General features: G+C 64.6%; 16 protein-coding genes. 12 read left to right on the top strand and 4 right to left on the bottom strand.

Annotated features, from left to right (window positions below; all coding sequences use genetic code 11):
- The 3 genes from ACVOKO_RS06360 (at position 1) to ACVOKO_RS06350 (ending at position 3,519) form a co-directional block, all read left to right on the top strand.
- A complete protein-coding gene (locus ACVOKO_RS06360) occupies positions 1 to 795 on the top strand; it encodes a thiazole synthase (RefSeq protein WP_346498116.1) in 795 nt (264 codons plus the stop codon).
- Complete coding sequence (trmB, locus tag ACVOKO_RS06355; RefSeq protein WP_346498096.1) at positions 795 to 1,547, top strand: tRNA (guanosine(46)-N7)-methyltransferase TrmB; 753 nt, start codon at positions 795 to 797, stop codon at positions 1,545 to 1,547. The genes ACVOKO_RS06360 and trmB overlap by 1 nt, the downstream gene beginning before the upstream one ends.
- A 124-nt stretch (positions 1,548 to 1,671) precedes the next feature.
- The gene (locus ACVOKO_RS06350) at positions 1,672 to 3,519 is read left to right on the top strand and encodes an SLC13 family permease (protein ID WP_346498095.1); all 1,848 of its coding nucleotides are present in this window, start codon (positions 1,672 to 1,674) and stop codon (positions 3,517 to 3,519) included.
- Between the two features lie 174 nt (positions 3,520 to 3,693).
- Here the strand turns inward: ACVOKO_RS06350 and ACVOKO_RS06345 are convergent, their stop codons facing one another.
- The gene (locus ACVOKO_RS06345) at positions 3,694 to 4,041 is read right to left on the bottom strand and encodes a Rieske (2Fe-2S) protein (protein WP_346498094.1); all 348 of its coding nucleotides are present in this window, start codon (positions 4,039 to 4,041) and stop codon (positions 3,694 to 3,696) included.
- A gap of 173 nt (positions 4,042 to 4,214) precedes the next feature.
- On the opposite strand from ACVOKO_RS06345, the gene ACVOKO_RS06340 reads away from it, so the two are divergent.
- The 3 genes from ACVOKO_RS06340 to mscL all read left to right on the top strand — a co-directional run bounded on the left by ACVOKO_RS06340 (position 4,215) and on the right by mscL (position 6,027).
- The gene (locus tag ACVOKO_RS06340) at positions 4,215 to 4,496 is read left to right on the top strand and encodes a hypothetical protein (protein ID WP_346498093.1); all 282 of its coding nucleotides are present in this window, start codon (positions 4,215 to 4,217) and stop codon (positions 4,494 to 4,496) included.
- 354 nt (positions 4,497 to 4,850) lie between these two features.
- Entirely contained in the window at positions 4,851 to 5,552 is a 702-nt protein-coding gene (locus ACVOKO_RS06335) for a fumarylacetoacetate hydrolase family protein (RefSeq protein WP_346498092.1), read from the top strand.
- A 58-nt stretch (positions 5,553 to 5,610) separates the two neighbouring features.
- Positions 5,611 to 6,027, top strand: coding sequence for a large-conductance mechanosensitive channel protein MscL (gene mscL, locus ACVOKO_RS06330; RefSeq protein ID WP_346498091.1), 417 nt, complete (start codon positions 5,611 to 5,613; stop codon positions 6,025 to 6,027).
- Positions 6,028 to 6,091: 64 nt separating this feature from the next.
- On the opposite strand, the gene ACVOKO_RS06325 is transcribed toward mscL, so the two are convergent.
- Entirely contained in the window at positions 6,092 to 7,072 is a 981-nt protein-coding gene (locus ACVOKO_RS06325; protein WP_346498090.1) for a hypothetical protein, read from the bottom strand.
- Positions 7,073 to 7,322: 250 nt separating this feature from the next.
- Between ACVOKO_RS06325 and ACVOKO_RS06320 the strand changes: the two genes are divergently transcribed.
- On the top strand, positions 7,323 to 8,744 hold the full coding sequence (locus ACVOKO_RS06320) for a M28 family peptidase (protein WP_346498089.1): 1,422 nt from the start codon (positions 7,323 to 7,325) through the stop codon (positions 8,742 to 8,744).
- A 131-nt stretch (positions 8,745 to 8,875) separates the two neighbouring features.
- On the opposite strand, the gene ACVOKO_RS06315 is transcribed toward ACVOKO_RS06320, so the two are convergent.
- Positions 8,876 to 9,979 carry an ABC transporter ATP-binding protein gene (locus ACVOKO_RS06315; RefSeq protein WP_346498088.1) on the bottom strand — a complete coding sequence of 368 codons (1,104 nt, stop codon included), beginning with the start codon at positions 9,977 to 9,979 and terminating at the stop codon, positions 8,876 to 8,878.
- Between the two features lie 318 nt (positions 9,980 to 10,297).
- Between ACVOKO_RS06315 and zwf the strand changes: the two genes are divergently transcribed.
- From zwf to eda, 5 genes are all read left to right on the top strand, one after another.
- Entirely contained in the window at positions 10,298 to 11,737 is a 1,440-nt protein-coding gene (zwf, locus tag ACVOKO_RS06310) for a glucose-6-phosphate dehydrogenase (protein WP_346498087.1), read from the top strand.
- Complete coding sequence (glk, locus tag ACVOKO_RS06305) at positions 11,734 to 12,741, top strand: glucokinase (protein WP_346498086.1); 1,008 nt, start codon at positions 11,734 to 11,736, stop codon at positions 12,739 to 12,741. Before zwf ends, glk begins: the two co-directional genes overlap by 4 nt.
- The gene (gene pgl, locus ACVOKO_RS06300; protein ID WP_346498085.1) at positions 12,738 to 13,457 is read left to right on the top strand and encodes a 6-phosphogluconolactonase; all 720 of its coding nucleotides are present in this window, start codon (positions 12,738 to 12,740) and stop codon (positions 13,455 to 13,457) included. The genes glk and pgl overlap by 4 nt, the downstream gene beginning before the upstream one ends.
- 137 nt (positions 13,458 to 13,594) lie before the next feature.
- Entirely contained in the window at positions 13,595 to 15,505 is a 1,911-nt protein-coding gene (gene edd / locus ACVOKO_RS06295; RefSeq protein ID WP_346498084.1) for a phosphogluconate dehydratase, read from the top strand.
- A 38-nt stretch (positions 15,506 to 15,543) separates the two neighbouring features.
- On the top strand, positions 15,544 to 16,203 hold the full coding sequence (gene eda / locus ACVOKO_RS06290) for a bifunctional 4-hydroxy-2-oxoglutarate aldolase/2-dehydro-3-deoxy-phosphogluconate aldolase (protein ID WP_346498083.1): 660 nt from the start codon (positions 15,544 to 15,546) through the stop codon (positions 16,201 to 16,203).
- A 466-nt stretch (positions 16,204 to 16,669) separates the two neighbouring features.
- Here eda and ACVOKO_RS06285 read toward each other — a convergent pair whose 3' ends face one another.
- On the bottom strand, positions 16,670 to 19,819 hold the full coding sequence (locus ACVOKO_RS06285) for a discoidin domain-containing protein (RefSeq protein ID WP_346498115.1): 3,150 nt from the start codon (positions 19,817 to 19,819) through the stop codon (positions 16,670 to 16,672).
- Between the last annotated feature and the right edge of the window lie 124 nt (positions 19,820 to 19,943).

Below are 19,943 nucleotides of genomic sequence, written 5' to 3'. Positions count from 1 at the left end.
ATGAATGCACATGTCCCCACCGACTCGCTGGTCATCGCCGGCAAGACCTATTCCTCCCGGCTGCTGACCGGCACCGGCAAGTTCAAGGATCTGGAAGAAACCCGCCTGGCCACCGAGGCCGCCGGCGCGCAGATCGTCACTGTGGCCATCCGCCGCACCAATATCGGCCAGAACCCCGGCGAGCCCAACCTGCTCGACGTGCTGCCGCCGGACCGCTACGCCATCCTGCCCAATACCGCCGGCTGCTACACCACCGAGGACGCCGTGCGCACCTGCCGCCTGGCCCGTGAGCTGCTCGACGGCCACAACCTGACCAAGCTTGAAGTGCTCGGCGACCAGAAAACCCTGTACCCCGATGTGATGGCCACGCTCAAGGCCGCCGAACAGCTGGTCAAGGACGGCTTCGACGTCATGGTCTATACCTCCGATGACCCGATCCTGGCCAAGCGCCTGGAAGAAATCGGCTGCGCTGCGGTGATGCCGCTGGCCGCGCCGATTGGTTCGGGCCTGGGCATCCAGAACAAGTACAACCTGATCGAGATCATCGAGAACGCCAAAGTGCCGATCATTGTCGATGCCGGCGTCGGCACCGCGTCCGACGCGGCCATCGCGATGGAGCTGGGCTGCGACGGCGTGCTGATGAACACCGCCATTGCCGGTGCCCGTAACCCGGTGTTGATGGCCAGCGCCATGCGCAAGGCCGTCGAAGCCGGCCGCGAGGCCTTCCTCGCTGGCCGCATCCCGCGCAAGCGCTATGCCAGCGCCTCCTCCCCGCTAGATGGGCTGATCGGCTGATGACCAATCCTTTTGACAGCGCGGGCTCCAAAGCACCGCCCAAGCCCTTCACCGTGACCGAAGGCCGCCGCGAGATCCGCAGCTTCGTGCTGCGCCAGGGCCGCTTCACCCCGGCCCAGCAGCGTGCGTTTGACGACCGCTGGCCGCGCTTCGGCATCGACTTCAACGGCGAGCCGCGCGATCTGGACGCCACCTTTGGCCGCAACGCGCCCAAGGTGCTGGAAATTGGCTTCGGCAATGGCGCCGCGCTGCGCTACGCCGCACAGTTCGACACCAGCAAGGACTACATCGGCATCGAGGTGCACGCACCGGGCGTTGGCCGCCTGCTCAATGCGCTGGCCGATGACAATGCCGACAACGTCAAGCTCTACCACCACGATGCGGTCGAGGTGCTGGAGAAGGAAATCGCCGACGGCGCGCTTGATGAGATCCGCATCTATTTCCCCGATCCCTGGCACAAGAAGCGCCACAACAAGCGCCGCCTGGTGCAGCCGGGCTTCGCCGAGCTGCTGGTGCGCAAGCTGCGGCCGGGTGGTCGCCTGCACTGCGCCACCGATTGGGAGGACTATGCCGAGCAGATGTGGGACGTGCTTGATGCCACCGCTGGACTGGTCAACCGTGCCGGCCCACGTGGCGCGGTGCCGCGTCCGGACTGGCGCCCGCAGACCCACTTCGAGACCCGCGGGCAGAAGCTCGGCCACGGCGTCTGGGACCTGCTGTACGACAAGCCAGCCACCACCGACGCTGGCTGAGGACTGAGGGCGTGATGACAGTTGCAAGCCACAACCCGCTTGATCCACACGCTGGCCATGCAGCGTTGATGGCAGACTGCGTTGTCATCCCGTCCCTGCTCTCCTTCTCCAAGCACCTGCCCTGATGGATACCGCGCTGACGCTCACCACCGATATGAAGCTCGTGCTCGGGCTGGTGGGTTTCACGATGGCGATGTTCCTGTTCGAGCGCATCCGCGCCGACGTGGTGGCGCTGGTGGTGATGGTAGTGCTGGGCGTCACCGGCTTGATTGCACCGGAGGAAATCTTCGGTGGTTTCTCCGGTAACGCGGTGATGAGCATCATCGCCACCACCATTCTTGGCGCCGGCCTGGACCGCACCGGCGCCTTGAACCGGCTCGCGGGCTGGTTGCTGCGGCGCTCGCACGGGCTGGAACAACGGCTGTTGCTGTTGACCACCGCCACCGCCGGCTTGAACTCATCGTTCATGCAGAACCCGTCGGTGATGGCCTTGTATCTGCCGGTCGCCTCACGCCTGGCCTCCCGCACCGCACTCACCCTGAAGCGCCAGTTGTTGCCGATCTCGGCAGCGATCGTGATGGGCGGTGCGCTGACCATGGTCGGCAATTCGCCGCTGATCCTGCTCAACGACTTGTTGATGTCAGCCAACAACAACCTGCCCTCGGGCACTGCCACCATCGAGCCACTGCGCATGTTCGCGCCGCTGCCGATCGGTGTTGCCCTGCTGATCGCCTCGCTGGCTTATTTCCGTTTTTACGGCAGCCGCAAGCTCAAGGAAGAAGAGAGCGAGAACGAAGACGGCCAGGCACCGGCCCGCACCGAAAGCTATTTCGCCAAGTCCTATGGCATTGAAGGCGACGTCTTCGAACTGCTGGTGACCGCCGAAAGCCCGCTCGTCGGCATGACCGTCGGTGAAGCCGAGAACCTGTTCGACGCCCCGCTGCTGCTGGCACTGAAAACAGGCGATGACACCCGTTTGTCACCACCGGCTGACATGCGCATCTGGGTTGGCAGCGTGATCGGCGCCATGGGCCCGCGCCAGCAGGTGTCCGACTTCGCCCAGAACCAGTTCCTGCGCATGTCCTCACGGCTGAAGCCGCTGGGCGACCTGTTCAACCCTGCCCGCGCCGGTATTTCCGAGGCTGTGGTGCCGCCAACTTCGAAGGTGATAGGCAAGACCGCCGGCGAGCTGCGCCTACGCAAGGAACGTGGCATCAGCCTGCTGGCGATCAACCGCGACAAGCAGGTGATCCGCGAGGACGTGCGCAACACGCCGCTGCGCGCCGGCGACATGCTGGTCTTCCACAGCATCTGGCAGGACCTTGCCGCAGCGGCGGAAACCCGTGATTTCGTGGTGGTCACCGACTACCCGAAGGGCGAGCAGCGCCCGCACAAGTTCAAGATCGCGATGGCCATCTTCGCCATCACCATCATCATCGCGCTGACCTCGCACCTGCCGGTTGCGCTGACCCTGCTCACCGGCGTGGCCGGCATGCTGTTGACCGGCGTGCTGCGCATGGACGAGGCCTACGCAGCGATCAACTGGAAGACCATCTTCATGATGGCCGGCCTGATTCCACTGGGCTGGGCGATGGACAGCAGCGGCGCGGCGGCGTGGATTGCCGGCCATACCATCGACAAGCTGCCCAGCGGCATTCCAGTGTGGGTACTCGAAATCGCGCTGGCATTGTTGACTACCGCGTTCTCGCTGGTGATCAGCCATGTCGGCGCCACCATCGTGATGGTGCCCATTGCAGTCAATCTTGCGCTGGCCGCGGGCGGCAACCCCACCGCGTTCGCCCTGATCGTGGCCTTGTCGGCGTCCAACAATCTGATGACCGCCTCCAACCCGGTCATCTCGATGGCGATGGGCCCAGCCAAATACACCCCGCGCGAAATGTGGCGCGTCGGTGGGCCGCTATCGCTGCTTTACACCGCGATCGTGGTGATCATGATCAACATCATGTTCTGAGCAAGGGCCGGGGCATTTTGTGGGAACGGCGTAAGCCGCGAAACTGGCGATTCTTCCGGCGGTAATGACACAGCGCCATCCCCTGCGAATGCCGGCGTATCCTGGCATCAGGCATCTGTAGCTTCGCGGCTAACGCCGCTCCCACAAGGCTACAAGGGGGCGGTTGGATTCGGCTCAGCCCAGCAGCACCAATCCATCCTGCACCCGCACCGGCACAGCGCGCAGCGCATCGCCCTTGCACGGCCCCGCCACGCAGGTGCCGCCCTCAAGCTCGAACGAGGCCCCGTGCACCGCGCATACCAGATGCCCTTCGCGGCTCTTCAGGAACTGGCCCGGCGCCCAATCCAGCGCACGCCCGGCATGTGGACAGACGTTCAACCACGCCCGCACCTGATCCCCATCGCGATACAGCACCAGCGTTTCGGCGTCGCCCTCCATCACCGCCACCACCGAATGAAAACCTTGGTCAGGCACTGCGGCCAAGGGGCAAAGTTCGATTCCGGAAGCGATGGCGCTGGACATTGGAACACCAATACGAGAAAGCGAGCCATTGTCGCATGGGCGGCCAAGGCCGAGACAAAGCTGACTCATGGCCTTGTCGATGTCCCTATTCAGATACAAATTAACGACAACTTCACGCAATTGCCCCCCTCGCCCCTGATACTCCACGGCAGACTCAACGTCATACGACCTTCATGAATATCCGTTACGTCCAATTCGCCAAACTGCGCAACCTGTTTGAACCGCGCAAACCACGCAACCCCTTGGTGCGCATCGCCTTGGGCCTGCTCGGTATTGCGATACTCGCAGTGCTGGTGGTCGGCGGCGTGTTCATTGGCGCAGCGATGATCCTGGGCGGCATCGCCTGGAAGCTGCTGGCATCGCGCAAGGCCCGCGCGGTGCGCAAGGCCGACCCGACCGTGGTCGATGCCGAGTACCGCGTCGTGCGCAAAGCCGCGCTGCCGCACGCCCGCTGAGCCATCCGTAAGGACAGAAGCACCCTCATGTAGTGCCGAGCCATGCTCGGCAGAGGCTTTCCCCGTATAGCCCGTAGTGCCGAGCCATGCTCGGCAGAGGCTTTCCCCGTATAGCCCTGAGCCCAGCTCGGCAGCAGCCTCACCGGTGCGCGCCCAGCTTGTGGGAGCGGCGTAAGCCGCGAAGCCGGCCCAGCTGAACTACCGGGTTGCCTGCAATCTGACCGGCTATCTGCTTCGCGGCTTACGCCGCTCCTACAAAAGCTCGACCGGCCACACCCAAACGCGGCCAGCCAGCGCTCCACACAAGCACGCTCCGTCCGCTAGACTTTTGCGTCGTTTCACCTGGACGCAAACATGACCGATCTGATCCCCGCACTGCCCCAGCCCCGCATCCCGGTCGCCGGTGGCGGCACGTTCCCGGTGCACCGCATTTACTGCGTAGGCCGCAATTTTGCCGACCATGCCCGCGAAATGGGCGCTGCCGTGCCCGCAGCGACCGAACGCGGCCAGCCGATGTTCTTCATGAAGCCGGCCGACGCCATTGTGGTCGGCGATGCACCGGTGCCGTATCCCAGCGCCACCGCCGACCTGCACCACGAAGTGGAGCTGGTAGTCGCCCTGGGCAAGGACGCGCCTGCCGGCGTGCTCGCCACCGACCAAGCGATGGCACTGGTGCTGGCTTATGGCGTCGGCCTGGACCTCACCCGACGTGACCTGCAGGCGGCCGCCAAGGCCAAGGGCGGCCCCTGGGATATCGCCAAGGGCTTTGACCACTCCGCGCCGGTCAGCACGCTGGTACTGGCCTCGGAAGTCCCCGACCTTGCATCACTGGAGCTGTCGCTGGAGATCAATGGCCAGCTGCGGCAGAAGTCCACCCTGGACCAGATGATCTGGAACGTCGCCGATATTCTGCACGAGCTCTCCAAGCTGTATGCCCTGCGCGCTGGCGACCTGATTTTCATGGGCACCCCTGCCGGCGTGGCCGCGCTGCAGCCGGGCGACCGCTTCAGCGCCCGCTTGGGAAAAATCGCAGAACGCGCCGGCTTGATCGCCTGATGACATCCACTGGAGTAGGCTGCGCCAGCTCCCTTTCATGCACAGCTAGGACAAACACATGGGAATGATCAGCGAATTCAAGGAATTTGCGATGCGCGGCAACGTCATCGACCTGGCGGTCGGTGTCGTCATCGGCGGCGCGTTCGGCAAAATCGTCACCTCCCTGGTAGACAAGGTGATCATGCCGCCGATCGGCATGCTGATCGGCAACGTGGATTTCTCCAGCCTTGCCTGGACCTTGGCACCGGCCAAGATCGGCGCCGATGGCAAGGAAATCCCGGCCGTGGTGCTGGGCTACGGCGATTTCATCAATACCTTGATCCAGTTCATCATCGTCGCCTTCGCGATCTTCATGTTGGTCAAGGTAGTCAACCGCCTGTCACGCAAGAAGGAAGAGGCACCCGCTGCACCGGCCGAGCCGAGCGAAGAAGTGCTGTTGCTGCGGCAGATCCGCGACAGCCTCAACAAGCAGTAAGCGCTCACGCCTTGGCTGCTCATCAACGGCCGGGCCTTTGCCCGGCCGTTGACGTTTGGGCCGTCTAGAACGATACCGTCATCGAGGCCTGCGGGCTGACATAGCTGGCACTGTTGCGCCCGCCAGGCAGCGAGGCCTGCACGCCGACCAGGAACCCGATATGGTCGCTGAGGTTGTATTCCAACGCCGGTGCGACGCTGAAGCTGCGGCTCGCCCCGTCATGGCGTTCGACGTGCCCGCGCTGCCCGTCGGGATCCAGCGCGGTGCCATCGAGCACAGCACCTGATTGGCGGCTTGCGCTCAGGTCCATGGCGAGCGCCCAGTTCGCATTGATGCTGTATTCCAGTCCCAAGGCCGCGCTGAGCGCAGCGCCCGGGCTCAGATGCCCGCGAAAACTGCGGTCGGTACCATGGACGCTGCGGCCATGGACCGAAACATCCCGCGGTGACGGGCTCCAACGCGCCTGCCAACGCCAGCGCAGTGGCCGGCCATTCGGCAGCCAGTGATAGTTCTGCCCCAGCAACGACACGTGACTGCGCCAGGCGCCCTCGCCCTGGCCGTTGAGCAGGTTTTCTCCCAGCCCGTCAAAGCGCCCGGTAGGCAGGGACTGGCCAAGCATCACCGCAATGGCCGGCTTGCGGGTCAGTGCATCACCTTCGTGCAGCAGATACCGCAGGCGCACCGCACTGTCTGCCAGTCGGAAGCCATCACTATGCTGCCTGCCCTGCGTGGTCCTGGCACTGTCCAGCACCAGTTCACTGGCCAGGCGGTCGGTAAGGCCGGCGCTCAGCAGTACGCTCAACAACGAAGTATCAACCGAATTGTCCAACGCATGCCGATCACCATTGCCGTCATAGCGGCCGGTGGTATGCGTCTGGATCCAATAGGGCTGGGCATAGAAACTTCCCTGCGGCAGGGTCGACGGCGAAGGCGTCAACAGCGGTCCGGTGAAGCGCACATCCTCCAGCGAATGTGCCTGTGCCCCTGCAGCGGGTGCCAACATCACCATCAACAGCGTCCCTGCAGCCCTGTTTCCCAATGTCATCAAAACGTCCTGGTTCATCCACCCCATCGGTGGAAAACTCAGGCTCGCCCGCGAGCGACATGAGGAACACAGGAAAACTCCTGTTTACGTCGTAGCGATTTTCACCGCACTTATGCTCTAGCCGACGCGGAAAAGCAGCGCCATGAGGAAATCACCTGCATCAATTCAGCATTTCCCCCATACCAACTGGCACATTCCCCGAACGCGACTCACTGTTACTCTGATACCTCAATCCACCGTGGAACCGAACATGCGCCGCCGTGCTCTTGCTCTTGCCATCGTGCTGCTCTGCACTTCCGCTACAGCTGCCGCCGCTCCTACCCATATTTCCGACCAAGCGCTGGCCAAGGCTGCCGAACTGCGCGCGCAGGCGCTGGCCGACAATACCGGCTGGCAGGTAGTCGAATCGCTGACCACCGAGGTGGGCCCGCGCATGGCCGGCAGCGAGGCCGATGCACGCGCGGTGGAATGGGCCAAGGCCAAGTTCAAGGCACTGGGCTTCGACAAGGTATGGACCGAGCCGGTGACGTTCCCGAAGTGGGAGCGCCGCAGTGAGCACGCTTCAGTCGTCGGCAGCCACCCGCAGCCGCTGACCATTACCGCGCTGGGCGGCAGCCCGGCCGGCACCGTCGAGGCCGAAGTCGTGCGCTTCGAGGGCCTGGACGCACTGAAGGCGGCACCGGAAGGTTCACTGGCCGGCAAGATCGCCTATGTCGACTTCACCATGACCCGCAAGCGCGATGGCGCCGACTACGGCATTGGCGGAACGGTACGCAGCCGCGGCCCGTCCGAGGCGATCCGCAAGGGCGCGATTGGCTACATCATGCGTTCGGCCGGTACCGACTCGCACCGCATGCCGCATACCGGCATCACCCGTTTTGACGAAGGCCTGACGCCGGTGCCGGCAGCGGCCCTGTCCGGGCCGGATGCCGACCAGCTCAACCGTCTGGTCGCGCGAGGCCCAACCCGCATCCGCATCTCGCTCGATTGCGGTTGGGATGGCAGCTATACCTCGCAGAACGTGATCGGCGAAATCACCGGCCGCAGCCTGCCCAAGGAAGTGGTGGTGATCGGTGGTCATCTCGATTCCTGGGATCTGGGCACCGGCGCCATCGATGACGGCGCTGGCGTGGGCATCACCATGGCAGCCGGCCACCTGATCGGCCAGCTCAAGCAGGCGCCCAAGCGCACCATCCGGGTCATCGCCTTCGCCAATGAAGAGCAGGGCCTGCATGGCGGCAAGGCCTATGCCGCTGCGCGCGTGGCTGCCGGCGAAATCGTGCAGCAGCACATTGCTGCTGAAAGTGATTTTGGTGCCGGTCGCATCTATGCCTTCAACACCGGTTCGGGCAATCCAGCTGAATCACGCGAAGCGACCCGCCAGATTGGCGAGGCGCTGGCACCGCTGGGCATCGAGTACCGCGCCAACGAAGGCGGCCCCGGCCCCGACGTAGGCCCGCTGGCTGCCAAGGGCGGTGCCTGGGCATGGCTGGCGCAGGACGGAACCGACTATTTCGATCTGCACCACACGCCGGACGACACCCTGGACAAGATCGACCCGAAGGCGCTGGCGCAGAACGTAGCCGCCTACACGGTATTCGCCTACCTGGCTGCGGAGTCGGACGGCAGCTTCGGCAGCGAAGCCAAGGATGTGGTGCCGCCGCGGGAGTGATTCCCCCGCAGGTGGCAACAAAGGCGCCGCAAGGCGCCTTTGTTGATTTTGATTCCTGTAGTGCCGAGCCATGCTCGGCAGGGGCCTCACCGGTAAGGCCTCTGCCGAGCATGGCTAGGCACTACAACAGCTCAGCCCTCAATACGCCCACCACTGCTCGCATCAAAGAAATGCAACGCAGCCGGCGTAACTTCCACCGATATCTCCTGCCCGACCTGCGGCAGCTGCTGTGGTGCAACCCGCATGATCAGCGCCTGCTGGCCGTAGCGCAGGTTGACGAAGATCTCGTTGCCTACCGGCTCCAGGCCTTCGATACGCGCATTGAACGCCGAAGCCCCGGTGCCGGGCTGCAGATGCTCAGGGCGCACGCCAACCACCAGCGGCTTGCCAAACCATTCCGCAGCCAGCGATACAGCACCCAGCACCACGTCGGCAGCTCCATCCTGACCCGGCTCATCCAGCTGCAACACAGCCATACCGTCCGCACCACGGCGTAATTGGCCGCGCAGCATGTTCATCGCTGGGCTGCCAAGGAAGCCTGCGACAAACAGATTGACCGGCTTCTCGTACAGCGCCATCGGCGTGTCTATCTGCTGGATCACACCTTCGTTGAGCACCACGATGCGCTGCCCCAACGTCATCGCCTCGACCTGATCGTGGGTGACGTAGATCATCGTCGTACCCAGCTTGCGATGCAGCTGGGCGATCTCGGTGCGCACCGAGTGACGCAGTTTTGCATCCAGGTTGGACAGCGGCTCATCCAGCAGGAATACCTCCGGCTCACGCACCAGCGCCCTGCCCAGTGCCACGCGCTGGCGCTGGCCACCGGACATGGCGCGCGGCAACTTGTCCAGCATCGCCGTCAACCCCAAGGCCTCGGCTGCGGCCTGCACGCGGCGCTGCACTTCCGCCTTGTCATGGCCACGCAGCTTCAAACCAAAGCCCAGGTTCTCGGCCACGGTCATGTGCGGATAAAGCGCGTAGTTCTGGAACACCATGGCAATGTCCCGGTCCTTCGGCGCGACGTCGTTGACCACGCGCTCGCCGATCCACAGCTTGCCGGCGCTGATCTCCTCCAGCCCCGCCACCATTCGCAGCAGTGTGGACTTGCCGCAACCCGAAGGGCCCACCAGCACCATCAACTCGCCATCGGCGATATCGAAACTGGCCCCGGCAACGGCGACCTGCCCGTTGTCATACACCTTGCGCACACTGTCGAATTGAACCTTGGCCATCACCACCTCGTTGCGAGTCGAAACCTGGAGCAGCGGAACACTTGCGTTACAACAAGAGAACAGTTTCCTGCAATCGTATACATCCGAAACATTGTGCACGGTAAGCATATTCATATGGCACCATCGCTACTGCCCTTACATGGCACCTGCGCTGCGCTGCACGGACCTGTTTCCGCCCTCGCGACATGCTGCATTGCACAAGCCCAGGTTGCCCCACGCCCGCCCCCTCGCGCCGAAGGACGCGGGCGTCCCAATCGCGGCGCAGGCCTTGAAGACGAACAATTGACAACGATGTCATCAGCACCCGAAACTCGCGCAATGCACGACACCCTTTTCCTGTTCGGTGCCACAGGCGACCTGGCCCAGCGTTATTTGTTCCCGTCCCTGCTGCGCCTGCTCGGCGACGGTCTACTTCCCGAAGATTTCCGCGTCCGTGCGCTGGCCCTGTCGCCGCATGACACCGAAAAATTCCGCGACATCCTGCGCCCGCGCCTGGAAGCAGCAATGCCCCATGCCAGCCAGGAGGACATCGGCAACCTGCTCAGCCGCATCGACTACCGCTCGGTGGACCTGCGCAATGCCGAGTCGGTGGCCGAGTCGGTCAAGGATCTGGTGCACCGCACCTGCGTCAGCTACCTGGCGATTCCGCCGGGCCTGTACATCTCCACCTGCGAAGGCCTGGCCCTGGGCGGCGCATTGGCCGCGCCACACCGGCTGATGCTGGAAAAGCCGATCGGCTCGGACAGCGACAGCGCCGAGGAAATCCTGCAGTCGATCGGCAAGCTGATCGACGAAGACCGGGTGTTCCGTCTGGACCACTACCTGGGCAAGGCCGCCGTACAGAACCTGATGGCGCTGCGCTTCGGCAACACCCTGCTTGAAGCGGTGTGGAACCGTAACTACATCGCTTCGGTACACATCCTGGTCGCTGAAAGCGATGGCGTGGATGGCCGTGACTCCTATTACTCGCGCTCCGGCGCACTGCGCGACATGGTGCAGAGCCATATCCTGCAGCTGCTGTGCCTGGTGGCGATGGAACCACCGGCATCGCTGGAAGCGGACCGCATCCGCGACGAGAAGGTCAAGGTGCTGCGCGCCCTGCGCCCGCTCGACGCCAAGCACGCGGCCAAGGACAGCGTGCGCGGCCGCTATACCGCTGGCAGCATCAATGGCCAGCCGGCGCAGGCCTACCAGCCGCCGGAAGGCAGCGAAGCGGAAACCTTTGTCGGCGTCACCGCGCATATCGACAACTGGCGCTGGGCTGGCGTGCCGTTCCATCTGGTCACCGGCAAGCGCCTGCCGGAGCGCACCACCCGCATCGAGGTCAACCTCAAGCCGGTGACGCATTGGTTGTTCGAACGCCCGGACCGCAAGAGCGCCACGCCCAATCGCCTGACCTTCCAGTTGCAGCCGCAGGAGAACATCCAGCTCGGCCTGATGAGCTCCCTGGCCGGCCCGGAATGGGGCGCGCTGGAACTGCAGCCGCTGGAACTGGAACTGTCCGTACCCACCGGCCTGCATCGCCGCATCGCCTACGAACGCCTGTTCCTGGATGCCTTCAACGGCAACCACGCGCTGTTCGTGCGCGATGACGAAGTGCGCGCCGCCTGGGCCTGGATCGACAGCATCAGCGATGCCTGGAAGGCCGCCGACCTGCCGATGGAACCCTACCCGGCCGGTGGCTGGGGCCCGCAGCTGGCGCAGGACTTCCTGCCCGAATCCATCGCTGCCGATGCCGGTCCGGAGCAGGGGCTGTGAGCCCCAGCGCGGAGCTGGTACTGGTAGCGGATATTGGTGGCACCAACGCACGCTTCGCGCTGGCCGACTGCTCCACCAGCAGCCCGTTGGATCAAACCAGCATCGATGAATACCCGGTGGCGCAGTTCGCATCACTGGCCGATGCGGCCGCGCACTACCTGCAGCAGCGCGGCGCCAGTGCCGGCAGCGGCGTATTCGCGGTAGCCGGCCGGGTCGACGGCGACGAGGCGCGCATCACCAATCATCCGTGGGTGATCTCGCGCTCGCGCACCGCCGAACAACTCGGCTTCGAGCAGCTCTACCTGATCAACGATTTCGTTGCCCAGGCCATGTCGATCGCCTTGCTTGGCGTTGACGATGTGGTGCAGGTTGGCGGCGCCGGCTGGCAGCCTGCAGCCGCAGGCGAGCCGCGTAACTATTGCGTGCTCGGGCCGGGCACCGGTCTGGGCGTCGGCGGGCTGGTGGTACGCGATGGCCGCAACTACCCGCTGGCCACCGAAGGCGGCCACGCCGGTTTTGCCCCCAATTCGCCCGAGCAGATCCGCATCCTGGAAATCCTCTCGGCGCAGTTCGGCCGCGTTTCCAATGAGCGCCTGGTCTGCGGACCCGGTCTGGTCAATATCCATCGCGCCATCTGCGAGATCGCCGGTACCGATCCGGGCCTGCTGCAACCGGCCGAGGTCAGCGCCCGCGCCGCCGAAGGTGATGTGCTGGCAAGCCGTGCGGTCGAGGTTTTTCTTGAGATCTTCGGCGCCGTGGCCGGCGACGCGGTACTGGTGCAGGGCGCCTGGGACGGCGTATTCCTCACCGGCGGGCTGGTCCCGCGCCTGCTGCAGCAGCTGCAGCATTCCGGCTTCCGCCAGCGCTTTGAAAGCAAGGGCCGGTTTGCCGCGACCATGTCGCAGATCCCTTCAATGGCCATCACCCATCCCTGCCCCGGCCTGCTCGGTGCCGCCGCCTATGCGGTCGACATGCAGCGCGCCAACTCTGGAGTCACCGCATGAACGCCGCTGTTTCCGACCGCATCACCCTTGTCCGGCATGCCGACGAAGAGGCCTGGACCGAAGGTGTCGCCAAGGAAATGGCAGCGCTGTTGAGTGCGGAAATCGCACAGCGCGGACGCGCCCGCATGCTGCTGTCCGGCGGCACCACGCCGGCACCGATCTACGAACTGCTGTCTGACCAGGGCCTGGAGTGGGCGCGGGTGGAAGTCGGCCTGGCCGACGAGCGCTGGCTGTCGCCGCAGGACAAGGACAGCAACGCCTGGCTGGTACGCGACAGTTTCCTGCGCCATGCCGAAGGTGCGCATTTCGATCCGCTGGTGCGGGTTGGCCTGCCGATCGCCGAGTGCGTGCATACCGCCAACCTGCTTGCCACCCATTCGCAGCCGGCCTGTCTGGTGGTGCTGGGCATGGGCAATGACGGCCATACCGCTTCGTTGTTCCCGGGCTCGGCCGATCTGCCGCAGGCACTGCAGAGCAAACACCCATACGCCGCGCTGGACGCCACCGGCTGCCCGGTCGCCAAGAACTGGCCGCTGCGCATCACCCTGACCCCCCATGGTCTGGCCCTGGCTGGCCAGCGCCTGCTGCTGCTGCGCGGCAACCAGAAGCTGGAGGTGCTCAACGCCGCAATTGCTTCCGGCGACGTGCTTACCTACCCGATCCTTGCTGCGATCAATGCGCCCGGCAATCCGCTGCGCGTGCATTGGTGCCCTTGAACCGGCCATTGGAAAAGGCAACAGACCACCCCGCGCAGCTGCCCGTCACCTGCAGGCCAATCCACCTTTGATGCACCCAACCGACGCCTGCAAGAAACCCGTTCTGCCGCCCCCACCTCCTTTCCAGCCATAAAGCCATGCATCCGAAAATCCACGCCATCACCGAACGCATCCGCCAGCGCAGCGCCCCGTCGCGCGCGGCCTACCTGGCGGGTATCGATGCCGCATTGCGCGAAGGCCCGTTCCGCACGCGCCTGAGCTGCGGCAACCTGGCCCACGCCTTTGCTGCTTGTGGCCCGACCGACAAGGACCGCCTGCGCGGCGACGTGACGCCCAACCTGGGCATCATCACCTCGTACAACGACATGCTCTCGGCCCACCAGCCGTTCGAGCACTACCCGGAACTGATCCGCAATGCCGCGCGCGAGCTGGGCGCCACCGCCCAGGTTGCAGGTGCGGTACCGGCCATGTGCGATGGCGTCACCCAGGGCCGTGGCGGCATGGAGCTGTCGCTGTTCTCGCGCGACATCATTGCCCAGGCCACCGCGATCGGCCTCAGCCATGACATGTTCGATGCCACCATCTATCTGGGCGTCTGCGACAAGATCGTGCCGGGCCTTCTGATCGGCGCGTTGGCCTTTGGCCACCTGCCAGCGGTATTCGTGCCGGCCGGGCCGATGACCCCGGGCATCCCGAACAAGAAGAAGGCCGAGGTCCGCGAGCGTTACGCCGCTGGCGAAGCCACCCGCGAGGAACTGCTGGAAGCCGAGTCCGCCTCGTATCACGGCGCCGGCACCTGCACCTTCTACGGCACCGCCAATTCCAACCAGGTATTGCTGGAAGCGATGGGCGTGCAGCTGCCCGGCGCCTCCTTCGTCAACCCGGAGCTGCCGCTGCGCGATGCATTGACCCGCGCCGCCACCGCACGCGCACTGGAAATCAGCGCCCTGGGAAGCGATTTCCGCCCGCTCGGCCATCTGATCGACGAACGCGCCATCGTCAATGCCGTGGTTGCCTTGATGGCCACCGGCGGCTCCACCAACCACACCATCCACTGGATCGCGGTGGCACGTGCTGCTGGCGTCGTGCTGACCTGGGACGACATGGATGAGCTGTCGCAGATCGTGCCGCTGCTGGCGCGCGTCTATCCCAATGGCGAAGCCGACGTGAACCGGTTTGCCGCAGCCGGCGGCCCCGGTTTCGTGTTCCGCGAACTGATGGACGCCGGCCTGATGCACGCCGATGCCACCACTATTGTCGAGGGCGGCATGCGCGCCTTTGCGCAGGAGCCGCGCCTTACCGACGGCAAGGTCAGCTATGTGCCAGCCGCTGCGGTCAGCGGCGATGAAGAAGTGGTACGCCCAGCCGCCAACCCGTTCGAGGCCCAGGGTGGCCTGCGCCTGCTGCGCGGCAATATCGGCCGCTCGCTGATCAAGCTGTCGGCAGTGAAGCCGCAATACCGCACCATCGAAGCGCCAGCGGTGGTGGTCGATGCGCCGCAGATCCTCAACAAACTGCATGCCGCCGGTGCATTGCCGCAGGACTTCATTGCGGTGGTGCGTTACCAGGGCCCGCGTTCCAATGGCATGCCGGAACTGCACTCGTTGGCGCCACTGCTGGGCCTGCTGCAGAACCAGGGCCGACGCGTTGCCTTGGTCACCGATGGCCGCCTGTCCGGCGCCTCCGGCAAGATCCCGGCCGCCATCCACGTCACCCCGGAAGCGGCACGCGGCGGCCCCATCGCACGCATCCGCGAAGGCGACATCATCCGCCTGGACGGCGAAGCCGGAACGCTGGAAGTACTGGTTGACGCTGCCGAATGGGCGAGCCGTGGCATTGCCGCCAACACCGCACCGGCCGGCTCGGACATGGGCCGCAACCTGTTCGCGATGAACCGCCGCATCGTTGGGCCCGCCGACCAGGGCGCCATATCGATCTCCTGCGGTCCTGCACGCCCGGACGGCAGCCTGTGGGAATACGACGCCGAGTACGAACTTGGCCACGACCATGCCGCAGCCGCCGCACCGCACGAAGCCAAGGACGCCTGAGGCGCCTGCACCGGCAATAGATCATTGATGAGGACACTATGAGCATTACCCAATACCAGGACCGCGCTGAGCAGCTGTTGACTGCCGCCGGCATCCTGCCGGTAGTTACCGTGCACACCCTGGACCAGGCGCGCGCCGTGAGCGCAGCGCTGCTGGAAGGTGGCTTGCCAGCGATTGAACTGACCCTGCGCACGCCGGTGGCGATGGAAGCCTTGGCCATGCTCAAGCGCGAGCTGCCGGATGTGGTGGTGGGTGCGGGCACCGTGCTGACCGTCGAGCAGATGCAGCGCTCGATCGATGCCGGCGCCGACTTCATCGTCACCCCGGGCACACCCGCGCATATGGCCGTTGCGCTGGCCGCCGCGCCGTTGCCGGTGGTTCCCGGTGCGGCTTCGCCGACCGAATTGTTGGAACTGGTGGCGCGCGGCTTCCGTATCTGCAAGCTGTTCCCGGCCACTGCCGTTGGCGGGCTGGCGATGATCAAGGGCGTTGCCGGTCCCATCCCGGAACTCAAGCTCTGCCCCACCGGCGGCATCACCGAAGCCACCGCAGGCGACTACCTGGCGCAGAAGAACGTGGTCTGCATTGGTGGCTCGTGGATGGTGCAGGACAGCTGGATCCGCAACGGTCAGTGGGACGAAGTAAAGAAGTCCGCTGCCGCCGCAGCAGCCATCGTCAAGCAGGCCCGCGCCGGCTGACGTACCGCGCCTTTTTATGGGAGCGGCGTAAGCCGCGAAGCCGACGCCAATAGAACCACCTACATCCACTTCCCAAGGTTTCGACCAGGAGGTGGGTGCTGGTTTATGCAAGGCCTGCATGCACCACCAGCTTCGCGGCTCACGCCGCTCCCACAAATTTAGCGACCGTTGTAGGAGCGGCGTAAGCCGCGAAGCCAACAGCGACAAAACCACCTGCCTCTGTCGAGCACGGCCTTGCCTTGCCGCGGCTGCAGCACCATCAGCTTCGCGGCTTACGCCGCTCCTACACGCATTCCCGGGCAATGCCCCTGCCGAGCATGGCTCGGCACTACAGCTTTGCTTCCAGCCATTGGCAACAAGCCAACGGTAGGCTGGTGGTTTGGTTTTTTCAGATCCGACGGAAGTTCTTCCTCTCCCTCTCGTCGACTGGCCTGCGCCTCGGTATTCGAGGCGCAGTTTTTATGACTCAGCGCTTGCCGCGCTCACTGCGGCGCAGGTCCGCAGGAATCTCGATCTCGACCTTGGCCGGCAGGCTGCCGATATGCAGCTCATTGCCCAGCCATTGCGCCGGCTCGCCATTGATCGTCGCGTCTCCCGGCGTGCCTTCATAAGGCCATTGCAGCAACAGCCCCGCCGCCGGCAAACGCAGCCCTTCGGACACCTGCAGGGTGAGCTGCTTGTCACTGCGCTGCAGCGAATAGCTCAAGCTGCCGTGCGAAGTATTCAGATCCTCGATGGCGATGCCCTTGCCGGTCAGCCAGGCACTGGGCACACCTGCGGCCAGTACGATCGGCCCATCTACATCGCGCTCGTAGGCGAACATGTCCAACGCCGAGCGGACGAAATCCGACGCCACCCACGCATGCGGCAGGTCACCGACAAAGAACGGCTGACGCGGCGTTGAAGAAACCACTTCAGCCCACTGGTTCCACGCCGGCGGCGCGCGGTCCTTGAAGAAGAACTCGGTCGCCTCCCAGGCCCGTGCGCGCCAACCCAGGCGCACGAAGGCACTGACGTTGCGCCATTCGTACGGCGTGTAGTCCTTCCACTGGCGCTTGCCGTCACGGCGCTCGACGAAGTTCTGCCAATAACGTTCGAACGTATTGTCCAAGGCCGGTTGCGGCAACCTGCCCTGCTCGCCGCCCGGCGCCAAAGCGATGGTGGTCGAGGTGGCATCGAAGTCGCCCAACTCCACTGAGCCGGGCAGATAGTCGATCTTATGCGCAGCCATTGCCGCGTGCAGTGATTCGTCCAGATCCTGACGGAACTGATCGCGCGATGCAGCCATGGTTGCCGCTTCCGCTTCCAGCCCCAACGCAGCCGCCATGTCGGCCGCGTCCTTGTAACCCCGCAGCGCCCAGAAATTGTCCCAGTACGAATGCACTGGTTTGGCCGAATAGCCTTCATGGCTGATCGAGGCCGGCATCATGCCGTAGAAGCCGGCATTGCGCGCCCGGTTCTCCTCGGTGCGCTCGCTCAGCCGCAGGTGTTCCATATAGCTCCAGGCCTTCTGCACATGTGGCCACATCTGCTGCAGGAACGCGGTATCGCCGGTATGCCGCCAGTATTCGGCGATGGTGTAGATCAACTCGCCGTGGCTGTCGTTCTCCGGTACCGGGTCGCTGCCACGCGCATCCACGCAGCACGGCACCATGCCGCTTTCAAACTGATACGGCGCATACCAGTCCACGTACTGGCGCACCGCATCGGCGCGCCCCATCCGCAGCAGCCCTTCAGAAATCATCGCGCCATCGCGGATCCAGCTGCGCGCATAGGAACGCGTGCCCGGCTGCAGGCTCGGCCCCACCCGCGAAATCAACATATGCGCCAACGCCGTGCGCAGCGTATTGGCCAAGGGCTGGCCCGCTTCCGGCAGGCGCAGCTTGAGCTGGTCCAGCTTCTGTCGCCACATCGCGGCGACCTGTTGCTGTGCCTTGTCGGCATCGAATTTGGCCGGCATCTGCCAGTTGCCGGTCTGCGGCAGCACCAGCACCACCTCGCGGCGCTGGCCCGGTTCCAGTTTCCAGTTGTAGACCAGCGCACCGGAGGCAAGACCGGTGGCGTCGCGAACTTCCTTCGTGCCCGGCAAGGTCTTGTCGGCCAGGTGGGTGACATCCAGCTTGCTGTCGAAACTGCTGGCGAACACGGCATCGGCCGGCGCCGTTGCATACACGCGCGGCTGGCCGTTGACGCTGACCTGCGCCGGCTGCATCGCCAGGTTGTCGATGCGGCTGACGCCACCGACGGTGTTGAGGAACTGGCTGGGCGGGTTGACCTGGAACGGCCGTACCGCCAGCGCCAGGCGGTACTCATGCGCAACCTTGTCGGTATTGCGCAGCTCGTAGCGTGCAACCAGCTGCGCCTGCTCCGGCCGGCCCTGCACAAAGCCGCCGACATTCAAGGCGAAGCGTTCGTGCTGCCAGCCCACCGTCGGCATCGGCAGATAGCCGTCGAGCAGCACCTGCGTGGTCTTCACCTCGGCCCAGCCAATCACCTTGCCGTCGAGCACGACGAACGGCTCGATGCTGAAACCGGCCTTGGCCGCTTCCAGCGCGCCGTCCTCGCTGATCAAGGCCTGTTCGCGGCCGCCATCCAGGCCCAGGATCGTCCAGTAGGGTTGCTCGCCGCTGAAGCCACGCGGCAGGGCGCCACGCGGCAGATCGGCGGCGACTGAGCGGACGAAATCATTCGGCGTGGTCGCGAACGACAACGGCTTGAGGCTGATATCGCGGATGCCGTAGCGCCAGTTGGGGCCGTCAACCAGATCAAAGCGCAGGTAGCGTGCTTCGGTCTCGGGCAACGCCAGCCAATCCTTGCCGCCCGAACCGCTGCTCACTTCACGCAGGGTTTTCCAGTCGCGGCCATCGGTGGACGAACGCACCACGTAGCGCGACGCTTCCAGCCCCGGCGCCCACTGCACCACCGCACCGCCGAACTCACGCACCTTGCCCAGGTCCAGGCTCACGGTCTGCTGCTTGACGCCGCCACTGATCCACAAGGTATCCGCCCTGCCGTCGGCAATCCGCTGCTGCAGGGCGGTCGCGGTATCGGCAATCACCGTGGTGGTCAGCGCCGAGTTGTCTTCCTTGGGCAGTGGCTGCAGGTTCAACTGATCGAAGCACACCGTGCCGCGGCCACCTACCTTGCTGTAGATGGTGAACTCCACCGCCGCGCTGCGGCGCAGGGTCTTGTCCTGGCCCGGTCCCCAGGCCTTTTCGATATGCCGCTTGCGGTACGTGATGCGGGTCCAGTTCTTCGGGAAGTTGAAACCTGGGCGGTTGACCCACCAGACATTGTCGCCGCTGGCATCAACCAGCTTGAACTGCAGATCATTGGCCGGCGAATCGCCGCGCAGGTCGAAGGACAACTGGTAGTTTTCCGGCCAGGTCACATCCAATGGCCGGCGGATACCGACATAGCCGGAGACTTCGTGGAAGTCGTAGTCCAGGCACAGCGCACGGCCATTGTTGCCGGCAACCGGACGCAGCGAACCGCTGACCTGCGGCGAGGTGATCAGCTGCCAGGCGGCGATATCGTCAAACTTGGCCAGCACGGCTGCGTTGGCCGGCTGCACCCAGGCCAGCAGCAAGAACAACAGGCCGATCACAGTACGCATTTTCATCACCAGAATCCTGATTCATCGCCGGCAGCAACTGCCGGATTTTCGCAAAGATCACCGCCATTCGCGGCGGTATGTTACGTATGGAAAGACAGCATCGCCGCCACCTTTCGTTTGCTGC

It is taken from the genome of Stenotrophomonas sp. STEN240 (assembly GCF_056756175.1).
The sequence above is the reverse complement of the archived record's forward strand: the minus strand, read 5'-3'. Positions and strand labels throughout refer to the sequence as shown.

Excerpts from the sequence above, each read along its gene's own strand:
- ACVOKO_RS06320 (WP_346498089.1), top strand. The coding sequence starts at position 7,323 with ATGCGCCGCCGTGCTCTTGCTCTTGCCATCGTGCTGCTCTGCACTTCC.
- ACVOKO_RS06360 (WP_346498116.1), top strand. The coding sequence starts at position 1 with ATGAATGCACATGTCCCCACCGACTCGCTGGTCATCGCCGGCAAGACC.
- trmB (WP_346498096.1), top strand. The coding sequence starts at position 795 with ATGACCAATCCTTTTGACAGCGCGGGCTCCAAAGCACCGCCCAAGCCC.
- ACVOKO_RS06335 (WP_346498092.1), top strand. The coding sequence starts at position 4,851 with ATGACCGATCTGATCCCCGCACTGCCCCAGCCCCGCATCCCGGTCGCC.
- ACVOKO_RS06340 (WP_346498093.1), top strand. The coding sequence starts at position 4,215 with ATGAATATCCGTTACGTCCAATTCGCCAAACTGCGCAACCTGTTTGAA.
- mscL (WP_346498091.1), top strand. The coding sequence starts at position 5,611 with ATGGGAATGATCAGCGAATTCAAGGAATTTGCGATGCGCGGCAACGTC.
- ACVOKO_RS06345 (WP_346498094.1), bottom strand. The coding sequence starts at position 4,041 with ATGTCCAGCGCCATCGCTTCCGGAATCGAACTTTGCCCCTTGGCCGCA.
- ACVOKO_RS06325 (WP_346498090.1), bottom strand. The coding sequence starts at position 7,072 with ATGACATTGGGAAACAGGGCTGCAGGGACGCTGTTGATGGTGATGTTG.
- pgl (WP_346498085.1), top strand. The coding sequence starts at position 12,738 with ATGAACGCCGCTGTTTCCGACCGCATCACCCTTGTCCGGCATGCCGAC.
- ACVOKO_RS06285 (WP_346498115.1), bottom strand. The coding sequence starts at position 19,819 with ATGCGTACTGTGATCGGCCTGTTGTTCTTGCTGCTGGCCTGGGTGCAG.
- edd (WP_346498084.1), top strand. The coding sequence starts at position 13,595 with ATGCATCCGAAAATCCACGCCATCACCGAACGCATCCGCCAGCGCAGC.
- ACVOKO_RS06350 (WP_346498095.1), top strand. The coding sequence starts at position 1,672 with ATGGATACCGCGCTGACGCTCACCACCGATATGAAGCTCGTGCTCGGG.
- zwf (WP_346498087.1), top strand. The coding sequence starts at position 10,298 with ATGCACGACACCCTTTTCCTGTTCGGTGCCACAGGCGACCTGGCCCAG.
- ACVOKO_RS06315 (WP_346498088.1), bottom strand. The coding sequence starts at position 9,979 with ATGGCCAAGGTTCAATTCGACAGTGTGCGCAAGGTGTATGACAACGGG.
- eda (WP_346498083.1), top strand. The coding sequence starts at position 15,544 with ATGAGCATTACCCAATACCAGGACCGCGCTGAGCAGCTGTTGACTGCC.